Source organism: Paraburkholderia sp. RL17-380-BIE-A (genome assembly GCF_046028085.1).
In the GTDB taxonomy this organism is placed as follows: Bacteria; Pseudomonadota; Gammaproteobacteria; order Burkholderiales; family Burkholderiaceae; genus Paraburkholderia.
This window is the reverse complement of the sequence record NZ_JARESQ010000003.1, coordinates 24009-42715: the sequence shown is the minus strand read 5'-3', so window position 1 is coordinate 42715 and position 18707 is coordinate 24009. Positions and strand designations below refer to the sequence as shown.

The 18707-nt window shown below is 63.2% G+C and carries 13 protein-coding genes; 8 read left to right on the top strand and 5 right to left on the bottom strand.

The window, feature by feature from the left end:
• Positions 1-224: 224 nt before the first annotated feature.
• The 4 genes from waaA to P0D68_RS05330 form a co-directional block, all read right to left on the bottom strand.
• Complete coding sequence (gene waaA / locus P0D68_RS05345) at positions 225-1541, bottom strand: lipid IV(A) 3-deoxy-D-manno-octulosonic acid transferase (RefSeq protein WP_408299170.1); 1317 nt, start codon at positions 1539-1541, stop codon at positions 225-227.
• An 82-nt stretch (positions 1542-1623) separates the two neighbouring features.
• On the bottom strand, positions 1624-2508 hold the full coding sequence (kdoO, locus tag P0D68_RS05340) for a Kdo hydroxylase KdoO (RefSeq protein WP_091796492.1): 885 nt from the start codon (positions 2506-2508) through the stop codon (positions 1624-1626).
• Between the two features lie 49 nt (positions 2509-2557).
• Positions 2558-3559 (bottom strand): lipopolysaccharide heptosyltransferase I, encoded by a 1002-nt coding sequence (waaC, locus tag P0D68_RS05335; protein ID WP_408186483.1) that lies wholly within the window; start codon positions 3557-3559, stop codon positions 2558-2560.
• 230 nt (positions 3560-3789) lie between these two features.
• A complete protein-coding gene (locus P0D68_RS05330; RefSeq protein ID WP_408186482.1) occupies positions 3790-5184 on the bottom strand; it encodes a phosphomannomutase/phosphoglucomutase in 1395 nt (464 codons plus the stop codon).
• Positions 5185-5476: 292 nt separating this feature from the next.
• Between P0D68_RS05330 and P0D68_RS05325 the strand changes: the two genes are divergently transcribed.
• The 8 genes from P0D68_RS05325 (at position 5477) to P0D68_RS05290 (ending at position 14914) form a co-directional block, all read left to right on the top strand.
• Positions 5477-6739, top strand: coding sequence for an oligosaccharide flippase family protein (locus P0D68_RS05325; RefSeq protein ID WP_408299048.1), 1263 nt, complete (start codon positions 5477-5479; stop codon positions 6737-6739).
• Positions 6736-7566: a glycosyltransferase gene (locus P0D68_RS05320; protein ID WP_408299046.1), complete on the top strand. Its 831-nt coding sequence runs from the start codon at positions 6736-6738 to the stop codon at positions 7564-7566. Before P0D68_RS05325 ends, P0D68_RS05320 begins: the two co-directional genes overlap by 4 nt.
• Before the next feature lie 36 nt (positions 7567-7602).
• Entirely contained in the window at positions 7603-8751 is a 1149-nt protein-coding gene (locus P0D68_RS05315; protein WP_408299044.1) for a glycosyltransferase family 4 protein, read from the top strand.
• Positions 8752-8763: 12 nt separating this feature from the next.
• Positions 8764-9786 (top strand): UDP-glucose 4-epimerase GalE, encoded by a 1023-nt coding sequence (gene galE, locus P0D68_RS05310; protein WP_408186478.1) that lies wholly within the window; start codon positions 8764-8766, stop codon positions 9784-9786.
• Positions 9787-10011: 225 nt separating this feature from the next.
• Positions 10012-11229, top strand: a complete 1218-nt coding sequence (locus P0D68_RS05305; RefSeq protein ID WP_091796498.1) for an ABC transporter substrate-binding protein — start codon at positions 10012-10014, stop codon at positions 11227-11229.
• A 96-nt stretch (positions 11230-11325) separates the two neighbouring features.
• A complete protein-coding gene (locus tag P0D68_RS05300; RefSeq protein WP_091796499.1) occupies positions 11326-12201 on the top strand; it encodes a branched-chain amino acid ABC transporter permease in 876 nt (291 codons plus the stop codon).
• An 8-nt stretch (positions 12202-12209) separates the two neighbouring features.
• Entirely contained in the window at positions 12210-14150 is a 1941-nt protein-coding gene (locus tag P0D68_RS05295; RefSeq protein WP_408299041.1) for a branched-chain amino acid ABC transporter ATP-binding protein/permease, read from the top strand.
• Positions 14151-14179: 29 nt separating this feature from the next.
• The gene (locus tag P0D68_RS05290; RefSeq protein ID WP_091796500.1) at positions 14180-14914 is read left to right on the top strand and encodes an ABC transporter ATP-binding protein; all 735 of its coding nucleotides are present in this window, start codon (positions 14180-14182) and stop codon (positions 14912-14914) included.
• 39 nt (positions 14915-14953) lie between these two features.
• Here P0D68_RS05290 and P0D68_RS05285 read toward each other — a convergent pair whose 3' ends face one another.
• Entirely contained in the window at positions 14954-18049 is a 3096-nt protein-coding gene (locus tag P0D68_RS05285) for an acetoacetate--CoA ligase (protein WP_408299039.1), read from the bottom strand.
• Positions 18050-18707 lie beyond the last annotated feature (658 nt).

Here is an 18707-nt window from a genome sequence, read left to right as displayed (position 1 = left end):
TGAAAACGGAAGCAGACCCGTTTGATCGAATGAGTCGGAATGTCTTGCGGAATCGCGGTGCGGTCCCATTGAAAACCGAGGTCGGTGAAAAGCGTCATTGCAGGCGGTGAGAAAGCGGTTCAAGTCACAAGGCGGGTGATGGACCAGCCCGACCCTCGCAGAATATAGTATTTACCGGCGCGCGAAGCGATAAACCCAGCGCCGCGTTTCACGGTCGCCCTTCCTCACTCCACTTCCGGCAACAACGCCATCAACACATCCACGGTTCGCGCGGTCGCGCCGCGATGGCGCGCGGCGAACGCCGAGGCCGCGCCGCCCATGGCCAGCCTCCGGGCCTTATCGCCGAACAACTCACGCAATGCCCGCGCCAGATCGGCCGGGTCCTGCACCTGTACGGCCGCGCCCGCCGCCACGGCATCGGCGGTGGCCTGCGTGAAGTTGAACACGTGCGGCCCAATCAGCACCGGCACGCCGACCGCGCACGCCTCGATCAGATTCTGCCCGCCCAACGGCAACAAACTGCCGCCGATGAACGCCAGATCCGAAGCGGCATAGTAAGCGCCCAATTCGCCCATCGAATCGCCGAGCAGCACGTTGACGCCCGCGGGCAAAGCCGCCACCCCGCCGCTCGCATGCGCCGCCGACGCCACCTTCGCATCCCGCGCCCACGCCGAACGCCGTTCGAGCCGCAGCCCGGCCTTCTCGACCAGCCCCGCGACTTCGTTGAAACGTTGCGGATGACGCGGCACCAGAATCAGTAGCGCCTCTTTCATGCCGAGCGCCGCGAACGCTTGCAGCACCAGTTCCTCTTCACCCTCGCGCGTGCTGGCCGCGACCCACACCGGACGCGCGCCAATCGCCGCACGCCACGCATGCCCGCGCGCCGCCAACTCCGGCGGCGTGGTCATGTCGAATTTCAGATTGCCGAGCACCGCTGCATTGCGCGCGCCGAGCGCGGTCAGCCGCTCGGCATCCGACGGACTTTGCGCCAGCACGCGTGCAAAGCCGCCGAACACGTCTTTGGTCGCATTGCCGAACTTGGCCGCGCGTTTGTACGAACGCGCCGACATTCGCGCGTTGGTCAGCACCAATGGCACGTCCGCGCGACGGCATTCGTCGATCAGCGTGGGCCACACTTCGGTTTCCATCACCAGACCGAGCGACGGCCGCCACGTCCGCAAAAACCGCCGCACCGCATGCGGCATGTCGTACGGCAGATAGCTGCGCAATACACGGTCGCCGAAAATCTGCTCGCCGGTGGCGCGCCCGCTCGGTGTCATGTGCGTCAACAGAATGCGGGCGTCGGGACGCGCCTTCATCAGCGCGTCGATCAGCGGTTGCGCGGCGCGCGTCTCGCCCACCGACACCGCGTGCACCCAGATCAGCGGCGCGTTGTCCTCAGGCAGCCGGCCGCGCGAATAACCGAACCGCTCGCCGATATGCTCGCGATATCCGCGTTCCTTGCGCGAGCGGATCAATAGACGCAACACGGCCAGCGGCGCGATGATCCACCAGAGTGCTTGATAGATCGCCCTCAGCATTGGCACTCCGCCAGTCTGAAAGCGCGAGCCGGCGCGCTGAGCGAACCCGGCGATCGGAAAACCCGCAACTGGACCGCGGCGCTCAAACCAGCGCCCTGCCCTTGAGGCGTTCGAGAATCCCGAGCGGCGCGCATTCGGGCTGCGCCATTGCCTTGACCGGCAGGAAGAAGGTCTGCTCCAGCATGAACTGGCCGGACATCACCGCGTGTGAAGTCTGATCCGAGAAACACACCCACACGCTGCCGGGTGGAAACGGCATGGTTTCCTGCGGGCTCGACTTCTGATACTCGAGATCGGCTTTCATGCCGTCGTGCAGATTCAGCATCAGATGGTCGTACTCGCTGCGCGGCGATTTGGTCACGTGCAGCAGGTTCAGCAGCCATGCCGAGCCCGGCATCTGCGGTTTGATGCGCGGCAGGAAGCGTTTGGCCATGTCCTCGAACGGTTCGCCGACTCGCCACACGCGCGGCGCGCCATGCGGATTGACGTTGGTGAACACGCGCAAAATGCGCTCGCCATAGTTCGGCCGCGACGGGAAGGCGTCTACATGCAGACGGCTGTCGTCTTTGCGCCATGAGGTCTCGCGCGTTTCCACCTGATGCAGCCGCAGGCTGGTCGGCGCGACCCGCAGTCTGCCGTTGTATTCGGGAAAGAGCCCGTCGACCAGCGTGCGCGCGTTGGCCTGATAACGCGCGATCAACGCGCGGACCGCCGATTGCGTAACGGCGTCGCCGGCCACGCCGTGCAACGCGCCGCCATTCGGTTCGAGGCTGATGTTCTTGCGGTTCGGGTCGGCAAGCGCGGGGTCGAGCAGCGCCTGTTCACCGCCTTCGATCGCAAAGCGCAGATTCGGGAAATACAGCACTTTGCCGCGCTCGACGCCGGCGAGCAGCGTCTCGCGCGGCACGGACAGATTGCGTCCGTGCCAGTCGGCGTTCGCTACTTCGATGATCTGGGTTTCGTTCATGGTCGCCCTTGAAAACGGTTGGAGCGCAAGGCGAAGCGCCCCGGACGTGTTACAGCAGGCCGAAGCCCGCGAGTGCCGACTTCACCTGTTGCAGCGTGGGCGGCTGTCCGGCCGTGCCGAGATTGACGACGTTCGGCGACCAGTAGCCGCCGGTGCGCCACGCGGTGGCGAAATTGTACAACTCGATGGTCGGGCGCTTCAGCGCCGCGGCGATGTGAACGAGACCTGTGTCAACTCCGACCGTCGCCGCCGCACCTTCGATCAGGCCGACCACGGCCGGCAACGAGAGCTTCGGCGGCACGATGGCCGCGGCACCGAATTCTTTGGCGAGGCGCTCGCTGGTGGCGCGCTCCTCCTCACTGCCCCACGGCAGCACGATCGACGCGCCGCGCCGCACCAGCGACTGCCCCAGTTCGATCCATGCGGTATCCGGCCATTGCTTGTCGGCGCGCGAGGTGGCGTGCACGAACACGACGTACGGCACCGGCAGGTTCAGGTTCGCTTCAGACAACGCCAGCGCTGCCCGGCCGGTGTCGAGACCGAAGTCGATGTCGTCGGTGGATTGCGGCGCCGGGTCGTTCAGCGCCGCGGCCACCAGTTGGCGCGTGCGTTCCACCACATGTGTACGCGGCTCGATCGGCACGCGCTTGTCGTAGAAGAAGCGCACCGGCCATTCGAAGCCCGCGCCCTCGGTACGGTTCGCGAGGCCGACCAGCGGCCCGCGCGCCATGCTCGCGACCCACGCGGTCTTGATCAGCCCCTGGCAATCGATCACGAGGTCGTAATTTTCGGCGGCGAGCGCACGGCGGAAGGCGCCGATCTCGCGCCAGTTGTCGAGCGACAGAATGCGTTTGCGCCAGCGCCGCAGCGACACCGGAATGGCCCGCCGCACGCCGCTCACGAGCTGCACGAGCCCCACGAAGCTTTCTTCGACGAGCCAGTCGATCTGAGCCTCGGGATGGCGGCGTCGGATGTCGGCGATCACCGGCATGTTGTGAACGACGTCGCCCAGTGACGACACCCTCACGATCAATATCTTTTGCACGCTCAAGAGTGGGAAAACCGGCTGTCCGGCCCGAAGATGCGTTGAGAGAGCCCTCGAACCCGTCGCTGTGCGCCGGGCCCTCGAAGGAGGTGAGAAACTCGGCGTTTTCTCACGAGGACGGCAATTCTAGCGCGTTACATGTAAATCGCATGAAAAAACGCGGCGCGGTAAAAGAAACCCGCGCCGCGTTCGACGACAGCGCCGGCTCACTTCGAACCGCGCCGCCGCTTCAGCGTTTAGAACGGCAGCTTCGCGTCAGGCTTCTCCGCGAGGATCACGCGGCGGAAGTCTTCCTGAATGCGCTTGAGCGCCGCGTCGTTATCGGCTTCGAAACGCATCACCACGACCGGCGTGGTGTTCGACGAACGCGCGAGACCGAAGCCGTCCGGATACTCGACACGCAGGCCGTCGATCTTCACGACGTCGTCCGCGCCGGTGAATTTCGCGCTCTGCTGCAGGCGCGCGATCAGTTCGAAGTTTTCGCCTTCTTCGAGCTTGAGTTGCAGTTCCGGCGTGGAGTTCGAGTTCGGCAGCGAGTTCAGCAGCTTGCTCGGATCTTCCACACGCGTGAGGATTTCGAGCAGGCGCGCGCCCGTGTACAGGCCGTCGTCGAAACCGTACCAGCGGTCCTTGAAGAACACGTGGCCGCTCATTTCGCCGGCGAGCGGTGCGCCGGTTTCGCGCAGCTTCGCCTTGACGAGCGAGTGGCCGGTCTTCCACATGAGCGGCTCGCCGCCCTTGTCCTTCACCCACTTGGCGAGGTTACGCGTGCACTTCACGTCGTAAATGATCTGCGCGCCCTTGTTGCGCGACAGCACTTCTTCCGCGAACAGCATGAGCTGACGGTCCGGATAGATGATCTGGCCGTCTTTGGTGACCACGCCCAGGCGGTCGCCGTCGCCGTCGAAAGCGAAGCCGATTTCAGCGTCCGTTTCCTTCAGCGCGCGAATCACGTCCTGCAGGTTTTCCGGGTGAGCCGGGTCCGGGTGATGGTTCGGGAAGTTGCCGTCGATCTCGGTGAACAGTTCGACCAGTTCGCAGCCGAGCTTCTTGAACAGCTTGGGCGCGAGGCCGCCGGCGACGCCGTTGCCCGTGTCGACCACGATCTTGATGGGACGCGCGAGCTTGATGTCGCTCGCGATGCGATCGAGATAGGCGTCGGCGATGTCGTACTCGGTGTACGTGCCGCTGCCTTCGGAGAAGTTCTCGTCGACGATGCGCTGATGCAGCGCGAGAATCTGCTCGCCGTAAATGGCCGCGCCGCGCAGGACCATCTTGAAGCCGTTGTAGTCCGGCGGATTATGACTACCCGTCACGACGATGCACGAATCGACGCGGCGCTCGCCGCCGTCGAGCTGCAATGGCACGCTGGCCGCGAAATAACCGACCGGCGTGGGCACCATGCCCACGTTGACCACGTCGACACCGGCCGCACGCAGACCGTCCGACAGGGCCTGGATCAGTTCGGGACCCGACAGGCGGCCGTCGCGCGCGACCACCACGGCGTCGCCGCCTTGCGCCCGCACTTCGCTGCCGAATGCGCGGCCGATCGAACGCGCTGCGTCGGCGTCGAGCGTCTTGCCGATTACACCGCGAATGTCATATGCCTTGAAAATAGATTTGGAGATCATGTTGGCTCACTTGCGTGCAATGGAAAATTTTGACCGGCGCACCGATGACAAATCGGTAAAACACAGCGATGCGCCCTTGCCGGAAGCGATCCGGTTCCAACTTATAATTGCGCTTTTCGGACCAGCCTTAAAACACCATTCTAATGCTTAGACGCCCTCCAATTGTAAAGTTGCCGCGACAGTCGGCTGGGTGGGCAAACGCGCGCACTGCGCCGCTCGGGTCATTCGTGCCACCGTTGCCACCCGCGCGATCGGCGCGAACGGTGCGAGCGGATCGCCGAGCGTCAAGCGGATGCTGACGCTCAAACGCTTCGCCAATCCGGACGTCACGCGCGCCTTCACGAATATCGTCTGGCTCGGCCTGGAACGGCTCACGCAGATCGGCGTGGCGATCGCGATCAGCGGCTTGCTGGCGCGCTACTTCGGGCCTGACATTTTTGGCAAATGGCAATACGCCAACACGCTGCTGCTGGTGCTCTCGCCGATTACCTGGGTGTGCGGCGCGGAGATACTCGTGCCCACCATCGTCAACCGGCCGCCGGCGCAACTCGGCACTGTGCTCGGCAGTGCGTTTGCGCTGCGCATATCGGTCTCCGCCGCGGCCTTGCTGCTCACCTGGCTCGGCATTGCCCTGCATGTGTTCGAGCCGCTGGTCGGCGCGATGCTCGCCGGCCTCGCCGTGACCATGCTGTTTCGCGAGCCGTTCGTCGGCGTGATCAATGCGTGGCTGCAAAGCATGACGTACAGCAAGCCGCAGCTGCTCACCAGTATGAGCACCGCGGTGCTGAAGGCCGCTCTGGTGTACCTGCTGGTGCGCGCCGCGGCCACGCCCGCGCGCTTCGGCTGGCTGTGGGCGCTCGAATCGGCGGCCATCGGCGCCGTCCTCGTGTTCTATTACATGCGGCGACATGGCGGCAAGCTCGGCTGGCATGTCGACCGTGCGCTCTTCAAACACTTCGCAAGTGCGGGCACCGTGTTCTGGCTCGGCCTGATCTGTATGTATCTGTTCCTGAAACTGGACCGGCTCATGCTCGAACGGGCGATATCCTTTGCCGACCTCGGTCGTTATTCCGCCGCCCAGCAGTTGAACGAGAACTGGATCACGCTCGCGCTGATGCTCGCGCAGACCATTGCGCCCGCCTTCGTCTACCGGGTGCAGGACGCAGCCCAGTTGCGCCGCAACATGTGGCGGCTCACCGCCATGACCGCCGCGCTGATGGTGGGCGGCGCGCTCGTGCTGGATCTGCTGGCCGGCATCATCATTCGCCGCGTGTTCGGGCCGCAGTTCGAAGGCGCGATCGAGATTTTCCGCTGGGCCGTGTGGCTATCCGTGCCGGCCGGCATCGAAGCGATCGGCAATCTGATCGTGCTCAAGTATCAGGCCAAGTTCGTATTACTCTCGAAGTGGCTGCTGGCGCTGGCTGTAGCGTTCGTGGTCAATCTGCTGGCGATTCCACGGCTTGGCGCTTACGGCGCGCTGGTGGGTCTGGCGGCCGGCTATCTGGCGGCCGCGTCGGTTAATCTTTATTACATTCGTTTCAAATTGCGCCCATGACGAACGCATCCGCCACCGCGCAAATGACCCTCGACGACGTCGCGGTGCTGATTCCCGCCTACAACGGCCAGGCCGACGTCGACCTCACGCTCGCGTCGTTCAGTGAAAGCGCGCCGGTGCATGTGCTGATCGTCGACGACGGCAGCACGCCGCCGATCGTCGCGCCGGCCATCGCCAATATGAAGATCGAAGTGCTGCGCATGGTGCAGAACGGCGGCATTGAACGCGCGTTGCAAACCGGCATCGACGCATTGGCCCAGCGCGGCTTTCGCTATGCGGCGCGCATCGACGCGGGCGACCGCAGCGTGCCGCAGCGGCTTGCCAAGCAACGCCTGTTCATGGAATTGCATCCACGCGTGGCCGGCCTCGGCATGTGGACGCAAGTCGTCACCCGCGAAGGCAAACCGCTTTTCATGCTGACGCCGCCCGCCGAACCGGACGCGATCCGCCGCTTGCGCTTTTTCCGCTCATGCCTCGCGCACCCTTCGATGATGCTGCGCATCGACGCCGTGCGCGCGGTCGGCAACTACCGCGCCGAGTACCGCTCCGCCGAGGACCTCGATCTGTTCGTGCGACTCATGGAGCAGTACGACTGCGCGAACCTGCCGGAGCTCGGGCTCTATTACGAGCTGAACGAAGGCGGCATTAGCGCGACCAAACGGCGCCGCCAGGTGAATTCGACGCTGCGGCTGCAACTGCGCTACTTCAACGCAGCCAATCCATACGACTGGCTGGGCCTCGCCAAAAATCTGCTGCATCTGGTGACGCCTTACCGCGCGCTGCAACGGATCAAGCGCAGCCTGCTCACGCCGCGCGCGAGCCACTGAATCATTCCCCCAATTGACCGCCGAGTTCGTTCCCGCATGAAGCCTGCCTTGAAGTCGACGCCCGCGTTGCGCATTACACTCGTCTGTAACACCGCCTGGGCAATCTATACGTACCGGCAAGGGCTGATCCGTATGCTGGTCGGACGTGGCGTCGACGTGACGGTGCTCGCGCCGCGCGACCGCACATTCGAACTGCTCGCCGCCATGGGCTGCCGCTGCATCGAATTGCCGGTCGCCTCCAAGGGCACCAATCCACGCGACGACCTGCGCACGCTGTACGCGCTCTATCGGCAATACCGCACGATCCGCCCGCACGTGGTGTTCCACTACACGATCAAGCCGAATATTTATGGCTCGATCGCCGCGAAGCTGGCGGGCGTGCAATCGGTTGCGGTCACAACCGGATTGGGCTACGTGTTCATCCAGCAAAGCCGCGCCGCTCAGGTGGCCAAGAAAATGTACCGTTTCGCGTTCCGTTTCCCGCGCGAAATATGGTTTTTGAATCGCGACGATCAAGCCGCATTTGTCGAACAGAATTTGTTGGTGCATCCTGAGCGCGCAAGGCTGTTGCATGGCGAAGGCGTCGATCTGGACCAATTCGTCTTCACACCCTTGCCCGAGCGGGCGGATTACCGCTTCGTGCTGATCGGGCGGCTGTTGTGGGACAAAGGCGTGGCCGAATACGTGGAAGCCGCACGGCGCCTGCGTGAACGTTATCCGCACGCGCGGTTCCAACTGCTCGGCCCGGTGGGTGTCGACAATCCCAGTGCGATTACGCGCGCAGAAGTGGCGGCGTGGGAACAGGAAGGCGTCATCGAGTATCTTGGCGAAGCGCATGACGTGCGGCCTTTCATCGCCGAGGCGGATTGCGTCGTGTTGCCGTCGTATCGCGAAGGCGTGCCGCGCACGCTGATGGAAGCCTCGGCCATGGGCCGCCCCATCGTCACGACCGACGTGCCGGGCTGCCGCGAGGTGGTGGCGGACGGCGTCAACGGATTGCTGTGCGAGGTGCGCAATGCAGACAGCCTCGCGGCCACGCTGGCGCGCATGCTCGACATGAGCGGCGCCGAGCGCCGGGCCATGGCAGAACGCGGCCGGAAGAAAGTCGCGGAAGAATTCGACGAGCGCGTGGTCGTCGAAACGTATAAGGACCTGGTGCAAAAAATGACGGGCGTTTTACTTTAACGGAGCAACAGCATGACCACGAAGGGCACGATTCTGGTAACGGGCGGCGCGGGCTTTATCGGCTCGCACACCTGTGTCGAACTGCTGAACGGCGGTTACGACGTCGTGGTAATCGACAATCTCGTGAACAGCAACCGCGAATCGCTGCGGCGCGTGGAAAAGATTACCGGCAAGGCGGTGACCTTCTACGAAGCCGACGCGCGCGACCAAGCGGCGCTCAACCGTATTTTCGACGCCCATCCCATCACGGGCGCGATTCACTTTGCCGCGCTGAAGGCGGTGGGCGAGTCGGTGGCCAAGCCGATCGAGTACTACAGCAACAACGTCGGCAGCCTGCTGACCCTGCTCGGCGTGATGCGCGACCGCAACGTCAAGCAGTTCGTGTTCAGTTCGTCGGCCACCGTGTACGGCGTGCCGAAAAGCTCGCCGATCGACGAGTCGTTCCCGCTGTCGGCTACCAATCCGTATGGCCAGTCGAAGCTGATCGCCGAGCAGGTGTTGCGCGATCTGGAAGTGGCCGATCCGTCGTGGCGCATTGCCACGCTGCGCTACTTCAACCCGGTCGGCGCGCACGAGAGCGGCCTGATCGGCGAAGATCCCGCCGGCATTCCGAATAACCTCATGCCGTATGTCGCGCAGGTGGCGGTCGGCAAGCTCGAGAAGCTGCGCGTGTTCGGCGGCGATTACGACACGCCCGACGGCACCGGTGTGCGCGACTACATCCACGTGGTCGACCTGGCGCGCGGGCATCTGGCCGCGCTCGACGCGCTCGTCACGCGCGACGCGAGCTTCGTCGTGAACCTCGGCACCGGCCAGGGCTATAGCGTGATCGACGTGGTCAAGGCGTTCGAGAAAGCCGCCGGCCGGCCGGTGCCCTACGAGATCGTGGCGCGCCGCCCGGGCGACGTCGCCTCCTGTTTCGCCGACCCGGCCGCCGCCGAGAAGATCATTGGCTGGCGCGCGCAGTTCGGCATCGAGCGGATGTGCGCGGATCACTGGCGCTGGCAGTCCACGAATCCGCACGGATTCGCCTGAGTCGAAGCAAAGTCGACGGCGGCGCGAAGGCGTCGCCAGGCAGGGGCGCCGCCGCCGTCGATTGAGGGATTGCACCAAGCGGGTAATTCCGAATATTACTAACCCTTTACAGCTTCCTATACTGGCTCACCGTCAGACGGTCAGGCTTCCTAAGAACGTTCGAATCGGGGCGCACGGGCCCGCATCGAGGCTTCGTGCAAGAAAAGACATGCTACGGAGACAGTCATGGGAATTCGCTTGAAGAGCGTAGTGGGCGCGCTCGCGCTTTGTGCCCTCACCAATGTCAGCTACGCGGCGGATCCGATCAAGATCGGCGTCGATGGACCTTTCACCGGTGGCTCGTCTTCGATGGGCGTCAGCATGCGCGACGGCGTGCGCCTTGCCACCGCCGAAATCAACAAGGCCGGCGGCGTGCTCGGCCGCCAGATCGTGCTGGTGGAACGCGACGACGAGGCGAAAAACGAACGCGGCGTGCAGATCGCGCAAGAGCTGATCAACAAGGAAAAAGTCGTGGCGGTGGTTGGTTACATCAACACCGGCGTCGCGCTCGCCTCGCAGCGCTTCTTCCAGGAAGCGAAGATTCCCGTCTTCAACAACGTCGCGACGGGTAGCATCGTGACGAAGCAGTTCACCGATCAGCCGGATAACTACGTGTTCCGCAATGCCGCCGCGGACCGCATCCAGGCGCCCATGATCGTCGAAGAAGCCGTGACCAAACGCGGTTTCAAGAAGGTCGCGATTCTCGCCGACTCGACCAACTACGGTCAGCTCGGCCGCGAAGACCTCGAAAAGGCGCTCGCCGCCAAAGGCGTGAAGCCTGTCGCCGTCGAGAAATTCAATATCAAGGACGTCGACATGACCGCGCAACTGCTCAAGGCCAAAGAGGCCGGAGCGGAAGCGGTGCTGACATACGGGATCGGACCGGAACTCGCGCAGATCGCCAACGGCATGGCCAAGCTCGGCTGGAAAGTACCGCTGATCGGCAGCTGGACGCTTTCGATGGCGAACTACATCGACAACGCCAGCACCAACGGCGAAGGCGCGCGCATGCCGCAAACGTTCATTCAGGAAGCGAACACGCCCAAGCGTAAAGCCTTCATCGACGCATACCTGAAGGAATTCAAGCCGAAGAACAACCGCATCGATTCGCCGGTTTCCGCCGCGCAAGGCTACGACTCGGTTTATCTGCTGGCCGCCGCGATCACCCAGGCCGGCTCGACCGACGGCCCGAAGGTGCGCGCCGCGCTCGAAAGCCTCAACACCAAGGTGGAAGGCGTCGTGATGGTCTATGACAAGCCGTTCACGCACGACGACCACGAAGCGATCAGCTCGAACGTGCCGGTGGTCGGCGAGGTCAAGGGCGGCCGCGTGGTCTACGCGTACGATGCCGACCGCAAAGGCGGCGGGCAGTTGCGCAGCAAGCAGGCGAGTTCCGCGAACTGAGTTTGAAATAAGTGCAGCAGCTTGCTACGGAGCCGCACCCGTCTGAAGGCGGGCGCGGCTTTGCTTCATATCCGGTGAATTCCAGGGCGCTCGACGATGGCCATTCTTCTGCAGCTCATCTATAGCGGCATTGCGCTCGGCATGATCTACGCCGTGATCGCATTCGGCTATCAACTCACGTTCGCCACCTCCGGCACGCTGAACTTCGGCCAGGGCGACGCGCTGATGCTCGGCGCACTGGTCGGCCTCACGCTCGTCACACTCGGCGTCAACTATTGGCTGATGATCCCGCTCGTTTGCGTGTTCGGTCTGCTGCAAGGCGCGTTTGTCGAACGGATCGGGGTGCGGCCCGCGATCAAGATCAAATCCGAATTCGGCTGGATCATGTCGACGATCGCACTCGGCATTATCTTCAAGAACGTCGCCGAGAACGTCTGGGGCCGCGACGATCTGCGCTTCCCTTCCCCGCTGCCGGAAGCACCTCTGAAAATATTCGGCGCCAATGTGCTTCCAATGGAATTGCTGGTGGTCGGCGGCGCCCTCGTCATGATGCTGGCGGTCGAGTTCTTCAACCGCAAGACGATCTTCGGCAAGGCCGTGGTCGCTACCGCGAACGACCGCGACGCCGCGGCGTTGATGGGCATCAATACCGGCCTCGTGATCACGTTTTCGTATGCGCTGTCTTCGCTGACCGCCGCCTTTGCGGGCGTACTGATCGCGCCGCTCACGCTGACCGGCGCGACGATGGGTGCCGTGCTCGGGCTCAAGGCATTCGCGGTGGCGATTATCGGCGGACTGTCGAGCGGACTGGGTATCGTGGTGGGCGGCGTCATTCTCGGCATTGCGGAGACGACGACCGGCTTCTACCTCTCCACCGGCTACAAGGACGTACCGGGGCTCGTATTGCTGCTGATCGTGCTCGCGTTGAAACCTGCCGGCCTGTTCGGCAAGACCTCGATCAAGAAAGTGTGAGGACCGCCGTGAATCCCAAGAAGCTCATTGCGTCCGCACTGGCGCTGATCGCGCTCGCGGTGTTTCCCGTGCTGTCGGGGAATCCGTATTACATCCATCTGCTCGAGACGATCATGATCTACGCGATCCTGCTCTTCGGTCTCGATATCGTGGTCGGTTATACAGGGCAGGTGTCGCTCGGCCACGCCGGTCTGTTCGGCGTAGGCGCGTACACGGCCGGTGTACTGTTCTTCAAACTAGGCATGCCGTTCTTCGTCACCGCGCCGCTGGCGATCCTGGTCACTGCGGGCTTCGGCGCGATTCTCGCGCTGCCGGCGCTGCGCGTGTCCGGCCCCTACCTCGCGATGGTGACGCTCGCGTTCGGCACGATCATCCAGATTCTCATCAACGAGATGGATTTTCTGACCAACGGGCCGATGGGCGTGAAGATTCCCAAACCTTCGCTGGGCGGCCGGCCGATGAACGAGGTCGAATATTACTGGCTCGTCGCGGCGCTACTGGTCGCCTCGCTGATCGTCGTGCATCGCGTGCTCAAATCGCATCTGGGCCGCGCGTTCGAGGCGTTGCGCGACAGTCCGATCGCGTCGGACTGCATGGGCGTGTCGGTGTACCGCTACAAGGTCTATGCATTCGTGATCAGCGCGGGGTTTGCCGGGCTGGCCGGCTGCCTCTATTCGTATTCCGAGCAGTACATCTCGCCGAACACCTATAACTTCGAGCTGACCATTCTGTTCCTGCTCGCCATCATCATGGGTGGCCGTAAAACCCGCACCGGCGCGCTGCTCGGCTCGGCGATCATCGTCCTGTTGCCGAAACTGCTCGACGACATCGACATGTTCCGCACTGTCGCCTCGGTGCTGGCGGCGGTCGTCGTGATCGGTGCGGGCGTCGCGCTGGCGCGTAAGGTGTCCACGCCGCGCAAAGTTGCAATTCCCGTTCTGGGCACGGTGGGTCTTGCCGCGTTTTCCTACCGGATCGACACACTCGCCGACTGGCGGCTCACCATATTCGGCTTGATGATCCTGCTCGTCGTGTATTACCTGCAGGATGGCGTGGTCGGCTTCGTGCGCAAGATCGTGACGCATGGCCGGGTCCGCACCGTCACCGTCGACACCACGAAACCGGCGACGATTGGCGGCGATGCGATTCAGGCGGTGCAAGCCGGGGGCACGGAAGACATTCTGGAACTGCGCGGCATCCTCATGCAGTTCAGCGGACTGAAGGCGCTCAACAATGTCGATCTGACCGTGCAACGCGGCACGATTCACGGGCTGATCGGACCGAACGGCTCGGGCAAGAGCACGATGATGAACGTGCTGACCGGCATCTATGTGCCGACCGCGGGCACACTCTCTTATCGCGGCGCATCGCTCGCGGGGAAAACCTCGTCGCAGATCGCGCTGTCCGGTATTGCGCGCACATTCCAGAACGTGCAACTGTTCGGCGAAATGACCGCGCTCGAAAATGTGCTGGTCGGCCTGCATCACACATTCAACGCGAATCTCGCGGACGTCGGACTGATGTCATCGCGCTACCGGCGCGAGGAACGCGCCGCCCGCGAGCGCGCGTTCGGCATGCTGCGCTTTGTCGGCCTGGACAATGTCGCGGCCGAAGAAGCGCGCAACCTGCCGTACGGCAAACAACGCTTGCTCGAAATCGCGCGGGCGCTCGCGCTCGATCCGCAATTGCTGCTGCTCGACGAACCGGCCGCCGGACTCACCGCGCCGGACATCAAGGAGCTGGTCGCGATCATTCGCAAGGTGCGCGATCACGGCATTACCGTCGTGCTGATCGAGCATCATATGGACGTGGTGATGAGCGTATGCGACCGGGTTTCGGTGCTGGACTTCGGGCAGAAGATTGCCGAAGGCAAGCCCGCCGATATTCAGTCTAACGAAAAAGTCATCGAAGCCTATCTCGGCGGCCAGCCTGCCGGTCAGGCAGCGTGAGCCCGCCGGGCGCCCCTACAGGAATAGACATGTTATCGATCAGAAATCTGCATGCGGGCTACGGCAAGGTCAAAGTGCTGCACGGCATTTCGATCGACGTGCCGAAGGCTTCGGTCGTCACACTGATCGGCTCGAACGGCGCGGGCAAAACGACGACCATGCGCGCGATCTCCGGCATGATCCGGCCGAGCGCCGGCGAGATCACGATGGGCGTCGGCGCCGACGCGAAGCGTATCGACGCACTGGAATCGCACCGCATTGCGCGGCTCGGACTCGCGCATTCGCCAGAAGGCCGACGCGTGTTCGCGACCATGAGCGTGACCGACAACCTCATGCTCGGCGCGTTCCCCCGCCTGACGTCGGCGCGGCCTCGCGGTGACGTGAAGGCCGATCTGGAGCGTGCAATCGAGATGTTTCCGCGGCTCAAGGAACGGCGGCATCAACTGGCCGGGACACTCTCCGGCGGCGAGCAGCAGATGCTCGCCATGGCGCGCGCGATCATGATGAACCCGGATCTGGTATTGCTCGACGAACCGTCAATGGGACTCGCGCCTATTCTGGTCGAAGAGGTGTTCCGGATCATTGGGAATCTGAAAAGCGAGGGCGTCACCATGTTGCTGGTCGAACAGTTCGCCGCTGCCGCGCTCAATGTGGCCGATTATGGCTATGTGCTGGAGAACGGCAGGATCGCGGCGCATGGGCCCGCCGCGGAGTTGCGCAACGATCCTTCGGTGAAGGCGGCGTATCTGGGTGCGAGTCACTGAGGCGCGCGCGGATTCCGGTGGATAGCGCGTTAATCGAAGTCATAAGCTCGCGAGACCGCGGTCGAGTTCTGCCGCCACGAGCTGCAAGTTGGGTTCGACGATCAGGTCGGCGTGGCCGCCGGAGATTTCCGTCACTGTCAGCCCGGCACGGGCGACACGCCGCCAAAGCAGCAGCGGATCGCCGTGCCCATTCTGTGCAACCGCCGCACGGACATAGATAATCAGCCCCGCGTCATAGGGCTTGGGCCGATAGCTCGCCATCGCAACCCGCATCGTTTCGCGCATATGCCTGAGCACCGGAGGCATCGCCGGTGTGTAGCCTTCCGGCCGCTGTGGCATGCGGCCGAGGCGCATCCGCACCTGGTCCATCACGCTCACGAAGCGGTCCGTGAGATAGCCGGGCAGCCGCGCCGCCGGCATCGCCCGCACTGCCCGCCAATGTGAGCGCGCAGAACCGGCACGCCGCAGCAACCGCGCCGTCCAGGGCAGGCAATGTTCATGCACATACGTGTCGAGCAGGAATAGCATCTTGATCCGCTCGCCGGCGCCTTGCAGCTGTTGCGCAATCTCAAACGCCACCAGCCCGCCGAATGAATATCCCGCCAACGCGTAGGGCCCTTCTGGTTGCACGACTCGCATCTGTTCAATGTAGCTCGCCGCCATGTCTTCGACGCGCAACTGCGCGGGCTGCTCTCCGTCGAGCCCGCGCGCCAGCAGTCCATAAACCGGACGTGGACTATTCAGCGCGCCGATCAGCGCAAGACATTCCATCACCGAACCACTCGCGCTGTGCACGAGAAAAAGCGGCGAGCCGGTGCCGGCACGCACCTGCACGAGCGTCGGCGATGCCGGCGGCAGCGCGTCGTCATCAATGAGGGCGGCGAGCCGCGCGATGGTCGGCGCAGTCATCAGCATGGCGAACGGAATTGCGCGTCCCGTCGACTCACGGACGTCGGCGAGCAAGCGCGTCGCCAGCAGCGAATGGCCGCCGAGATCAAAGAAGTTGTCGTCGCGGCCGATCGGCGCGACGCCGAACAGCTTCTCCCATTGCGCCTGCAGATGCGCTTCGAGTTGCTCACGCGTCTCACCCACAGGTGGCAACTCACGCGTGCCCAGATTCAGCGCCGGGTGACGCCGGATCGCATCGAGACACTCGGGATTGCGCAACGCCGCCGTATTGCCGATCGGCAATCCATTGATCGCGTTGCGCGCCGCGGCTTCGGAAAGCTTGCCGTTGTGTGTTGTCGGCAAAGCATCGACCGCAAGGATCCGGTCCGGCGCGTGCGCCGGAGAGGCACGGCGCGCGAGGTCACGGCGCACACGGGCGGCGAGCGAACCGGTCAGCACCGCGCCGTCAGTTAGCACCAGTAGCAACACGACACGCGATTCGAAATCGTTGGGCATCGCTTGATGACCGGCCGCGCTGTGCATTCGCTGCTCGACGACCAACGCCTCGCGGATTTCGGGAATGTCGTTCAATACGCGGTAGATCTCAGCCGGGCCCACATTGATGCCACGCACATTCAGCACGCCGTCCGAGCGGCCGTGCATGCGCACGCCACCGTCTGGCGAGAACGCGATCAGATCGCCATGGGTCCACACACCCGGATTGCTGGCGAAATAGGCAGCATGAAAGGCAGCTCCCCCGACATCACCGAAAAACCCAAGAGGACGCGACGGAAACGGGTTCACGCAGACGAGCTGGCCGACGGCGTCGGTGCGCGCTCCCCGCTCCCATGCCTGCACGTCGAGCGCGAGGCTTTTGCATTGCGCCTCGCCAGCGTAGACGGGCAGATTCGGATTGCCCAGCATAAAACAGCCGAGAATGTCCGTGCCGCCCGAGATGGATTGCAGTTGCAGCGGCTTGACGTGAGTGCGTACCCATTCGAATTGCGAGTCGAACAGCACAGATCCGGTGCACAGCATCGCCCGCAACGCGCCGAGGTCGAACTGTTCGCCGCATTCCAGGCCGGCCTCTTCGCACATTTTCAGGTAGGCGGGACTCGTGCCGAATACGGTGACGCGCTCTTGCGCTACGAGACGCCAGAGCGTGTCGACCGTCGAGATCGGGCCGTCGTATGTCACGATCTCGACACCGGAAGCTAAAGCGGAGAGTTGCCAGTTCCACATCATCCACGCGCAACTCGTATGGAAATACATTCGATCGCCTGGGCGCAGATCGCTATGGAGCTGATGCTCCTTCAGGTGTTCGAGCAGCGTGCCGCCGGCGCCGTGTACGATGCATTTGGGCTTGCCGGTGGTTCCCGACGAGAACATGATGAAAAGCGGATGGTTGAAGGGGAATCGACGCCATTCGAAGCGGCCGGCATCGCCGGTGTTGAGCAGTGCGCCGAGCGAATAGACCGGTTGCGTCAGCGTGCTCGGCAGAACTCCTTCGTCGAGACAGACGACGCCTTGCAGCGATGGCAGCGCGACCGCCAACTCGGAAATTTTGCTTGCTACCGACCTGCCTGTGTCGAAGGTCCGCGCCGCGGCATGGGCGAGCAGCATTCGTGGTTCGAGCGGCATGAAGCGATCAAGGATCGCATCGACGCCCATTTCGGGGGCCGCCGTCGACAACGTCGCGCCAAGGGCGGTGACGGCCAACGCGGCAACGATCGCATCGGCGTCGTTGCGCATGACCGCCACCACGCGGTCACCCTCGCCTAATCCTAGCGCCGACAGTGCCTGCGCGACGCGCGCCACGCGCTCGCGCAATTGCGCGCGAGTGAGATGGATGCGACGCCCGTCGGCATGGCAGGCGGTCACGGCGGGTGCGTCGCCGTTCGCCGCTGACAGCCTGAGCAGATTGTCCGCGTAATTCAACTGCATTTGCGGGAAGAAGCTCGAGTGTTCGCAATCATCGCCGTCACACACTGGCTCAATGGCGCCCGACCACTCCAGTCCAGGCGACCATTGCACGAAACATCGCCAGAAGGTCCTGAACTCACGCACGGAGAAGTCGTGCAGTGCATCGAAGTCACAAAGCGGCTGACCGGTATGGGTGCGCAGGAAAGCGGTAAACGCGCTCAACTGCGAAGCGTCGATTCGCTCGGACGTGCTCACATGAATGGGCGCGCGCTCCGTCAAGCGGTTTGACCCGCGGAACGCACCAGGTAGGTCGACAGGATTCATGGAGATTGCACCTATGTCATGCGATGCCATCTGGAAAACGGCGGCGCCGAACGCGGCGCGCACACCGACTGCCGTCGTGCTTTCGCAATTATTACCCGACGGGAGGCTCGGGGTGTTCAAGCATGCCGACCGGCTGAACAAGCCAGCTAGCCGATGTAACGTGTTCTGTACGGAATCGAACACGCCTATTTCCGCCTTTGATTGCACCCTTCAATCCGTAGAAGCTTTGCCGCACACACGCCGCCTTCTCGAATCGAATATGCAGTGCATGATTCACGGCATTGCACCGTGTTCTCAACCAAACTTGCTTCTGCCGACTGAGCCGTTTCATCATACACATGGACGCATGTTTTGACGCGTGTTCTAACCGCGCTTTATGTGCTGTACCGAACGGAGTAGCGGTATTCGTACGGATACTCTACGTCTACACATGCTCGACCAAAGACAGGGCAAGCGGGCATTCATCGCATTAGTTGAGACTGCGGGATCGACCCGGCAACAGGCGGCGAGGGGACCCCGATTTCTCTCTTGCCCGGATTGACACGTGACTTTCGTAATGCTGATAGCGAATAAGTCGCTCGCTAGTCCAACGTATCGCTGTCTAAGGTATGGCGGAAATTGACTGAGGCATCTTTCTGAGTCGGCCAGGATATCGTCG

Excerpts from the sequence above, each read along its gene's own strand:
- waaA (WP_408299170.1), bottom strand. The coding sequence starts at position 1,541 with ATGCTGAGGGCGATCTATCAAGCACTCTGGTGGATCATCGCGCCGCTG.
- kdoO (WP_091796492.1), bottom strand. The coding sequence starts at position 2,508 with ATGAACGAAACCCAGATCATCGAAGTAGCGAACGCCGACTGGCACGGA.
- P0D68_RS05330 (WP_408186482.1), bottom strand. The coding sequence starts at position 5,184 with ATGATCTCCAAATCTATTTTCAAGGCATATGACATTCGCGGTGTAATC.
- P0D68_RS05325 (WP_408299048.1), top strand. The coding sequence starts at position 5,477 with ATGCTGACGCTCAAACGCTTCGCCAATCCGGACGTCACGCGCGCCTTC.
- P0D68_RS05320 (WP_408299046.1), top strand. The coding sequence starts at position 6,736 with ATGACGAACGCATCCGCCACCGCGCAAATGACCCTCGACGACGTCGCG.
- P0D68_RS05315 (WP_408299044.1), top strand. The coding sequence starts at position 7,603 with ATGAAGCCTGCCTTGAAGTCGACGCCCGCGTTGCGCATTACACTCGTC.
- galE (WP_408186478.1), top strand. The coding sequence starts at position 8,764 with ATGACCACGAAGGGCACGATTCTGGTAACGGGCGGCGCGGGCTTTATC.
- P0D68_RS05305 (WP_091796498.1), top strand. The coding sequence starts at position 10,012 with ATGGGAATTCGCTTGAAGAGCGTAGTGGGCGCGCTCGCGCTTTGTGCC.
- P0D68_RS05300 (WP_091796499.1), top strand. The coding sequence starts at position 11,326 with ATGGCCATTCTTCTGCAGCTCATCTATAGCGGCATTGCGCTCGGCATG.
- P0D68_RS05290 (WP_091796500.1), top strand. The coding sequence starts at position 14,180 with ATGTTATCGATCAGAAATCTGCATGCGGGCTACGGCAAGGTCAAAGTG.
- P0D68_RS05285 (WP_408299039.1), bottom strand. The coding sequence starts at position 18,049 with ATGAATCCTGTCGACCTACCTGGTGCGTTCCGCGGGTCAAACCGCTTG.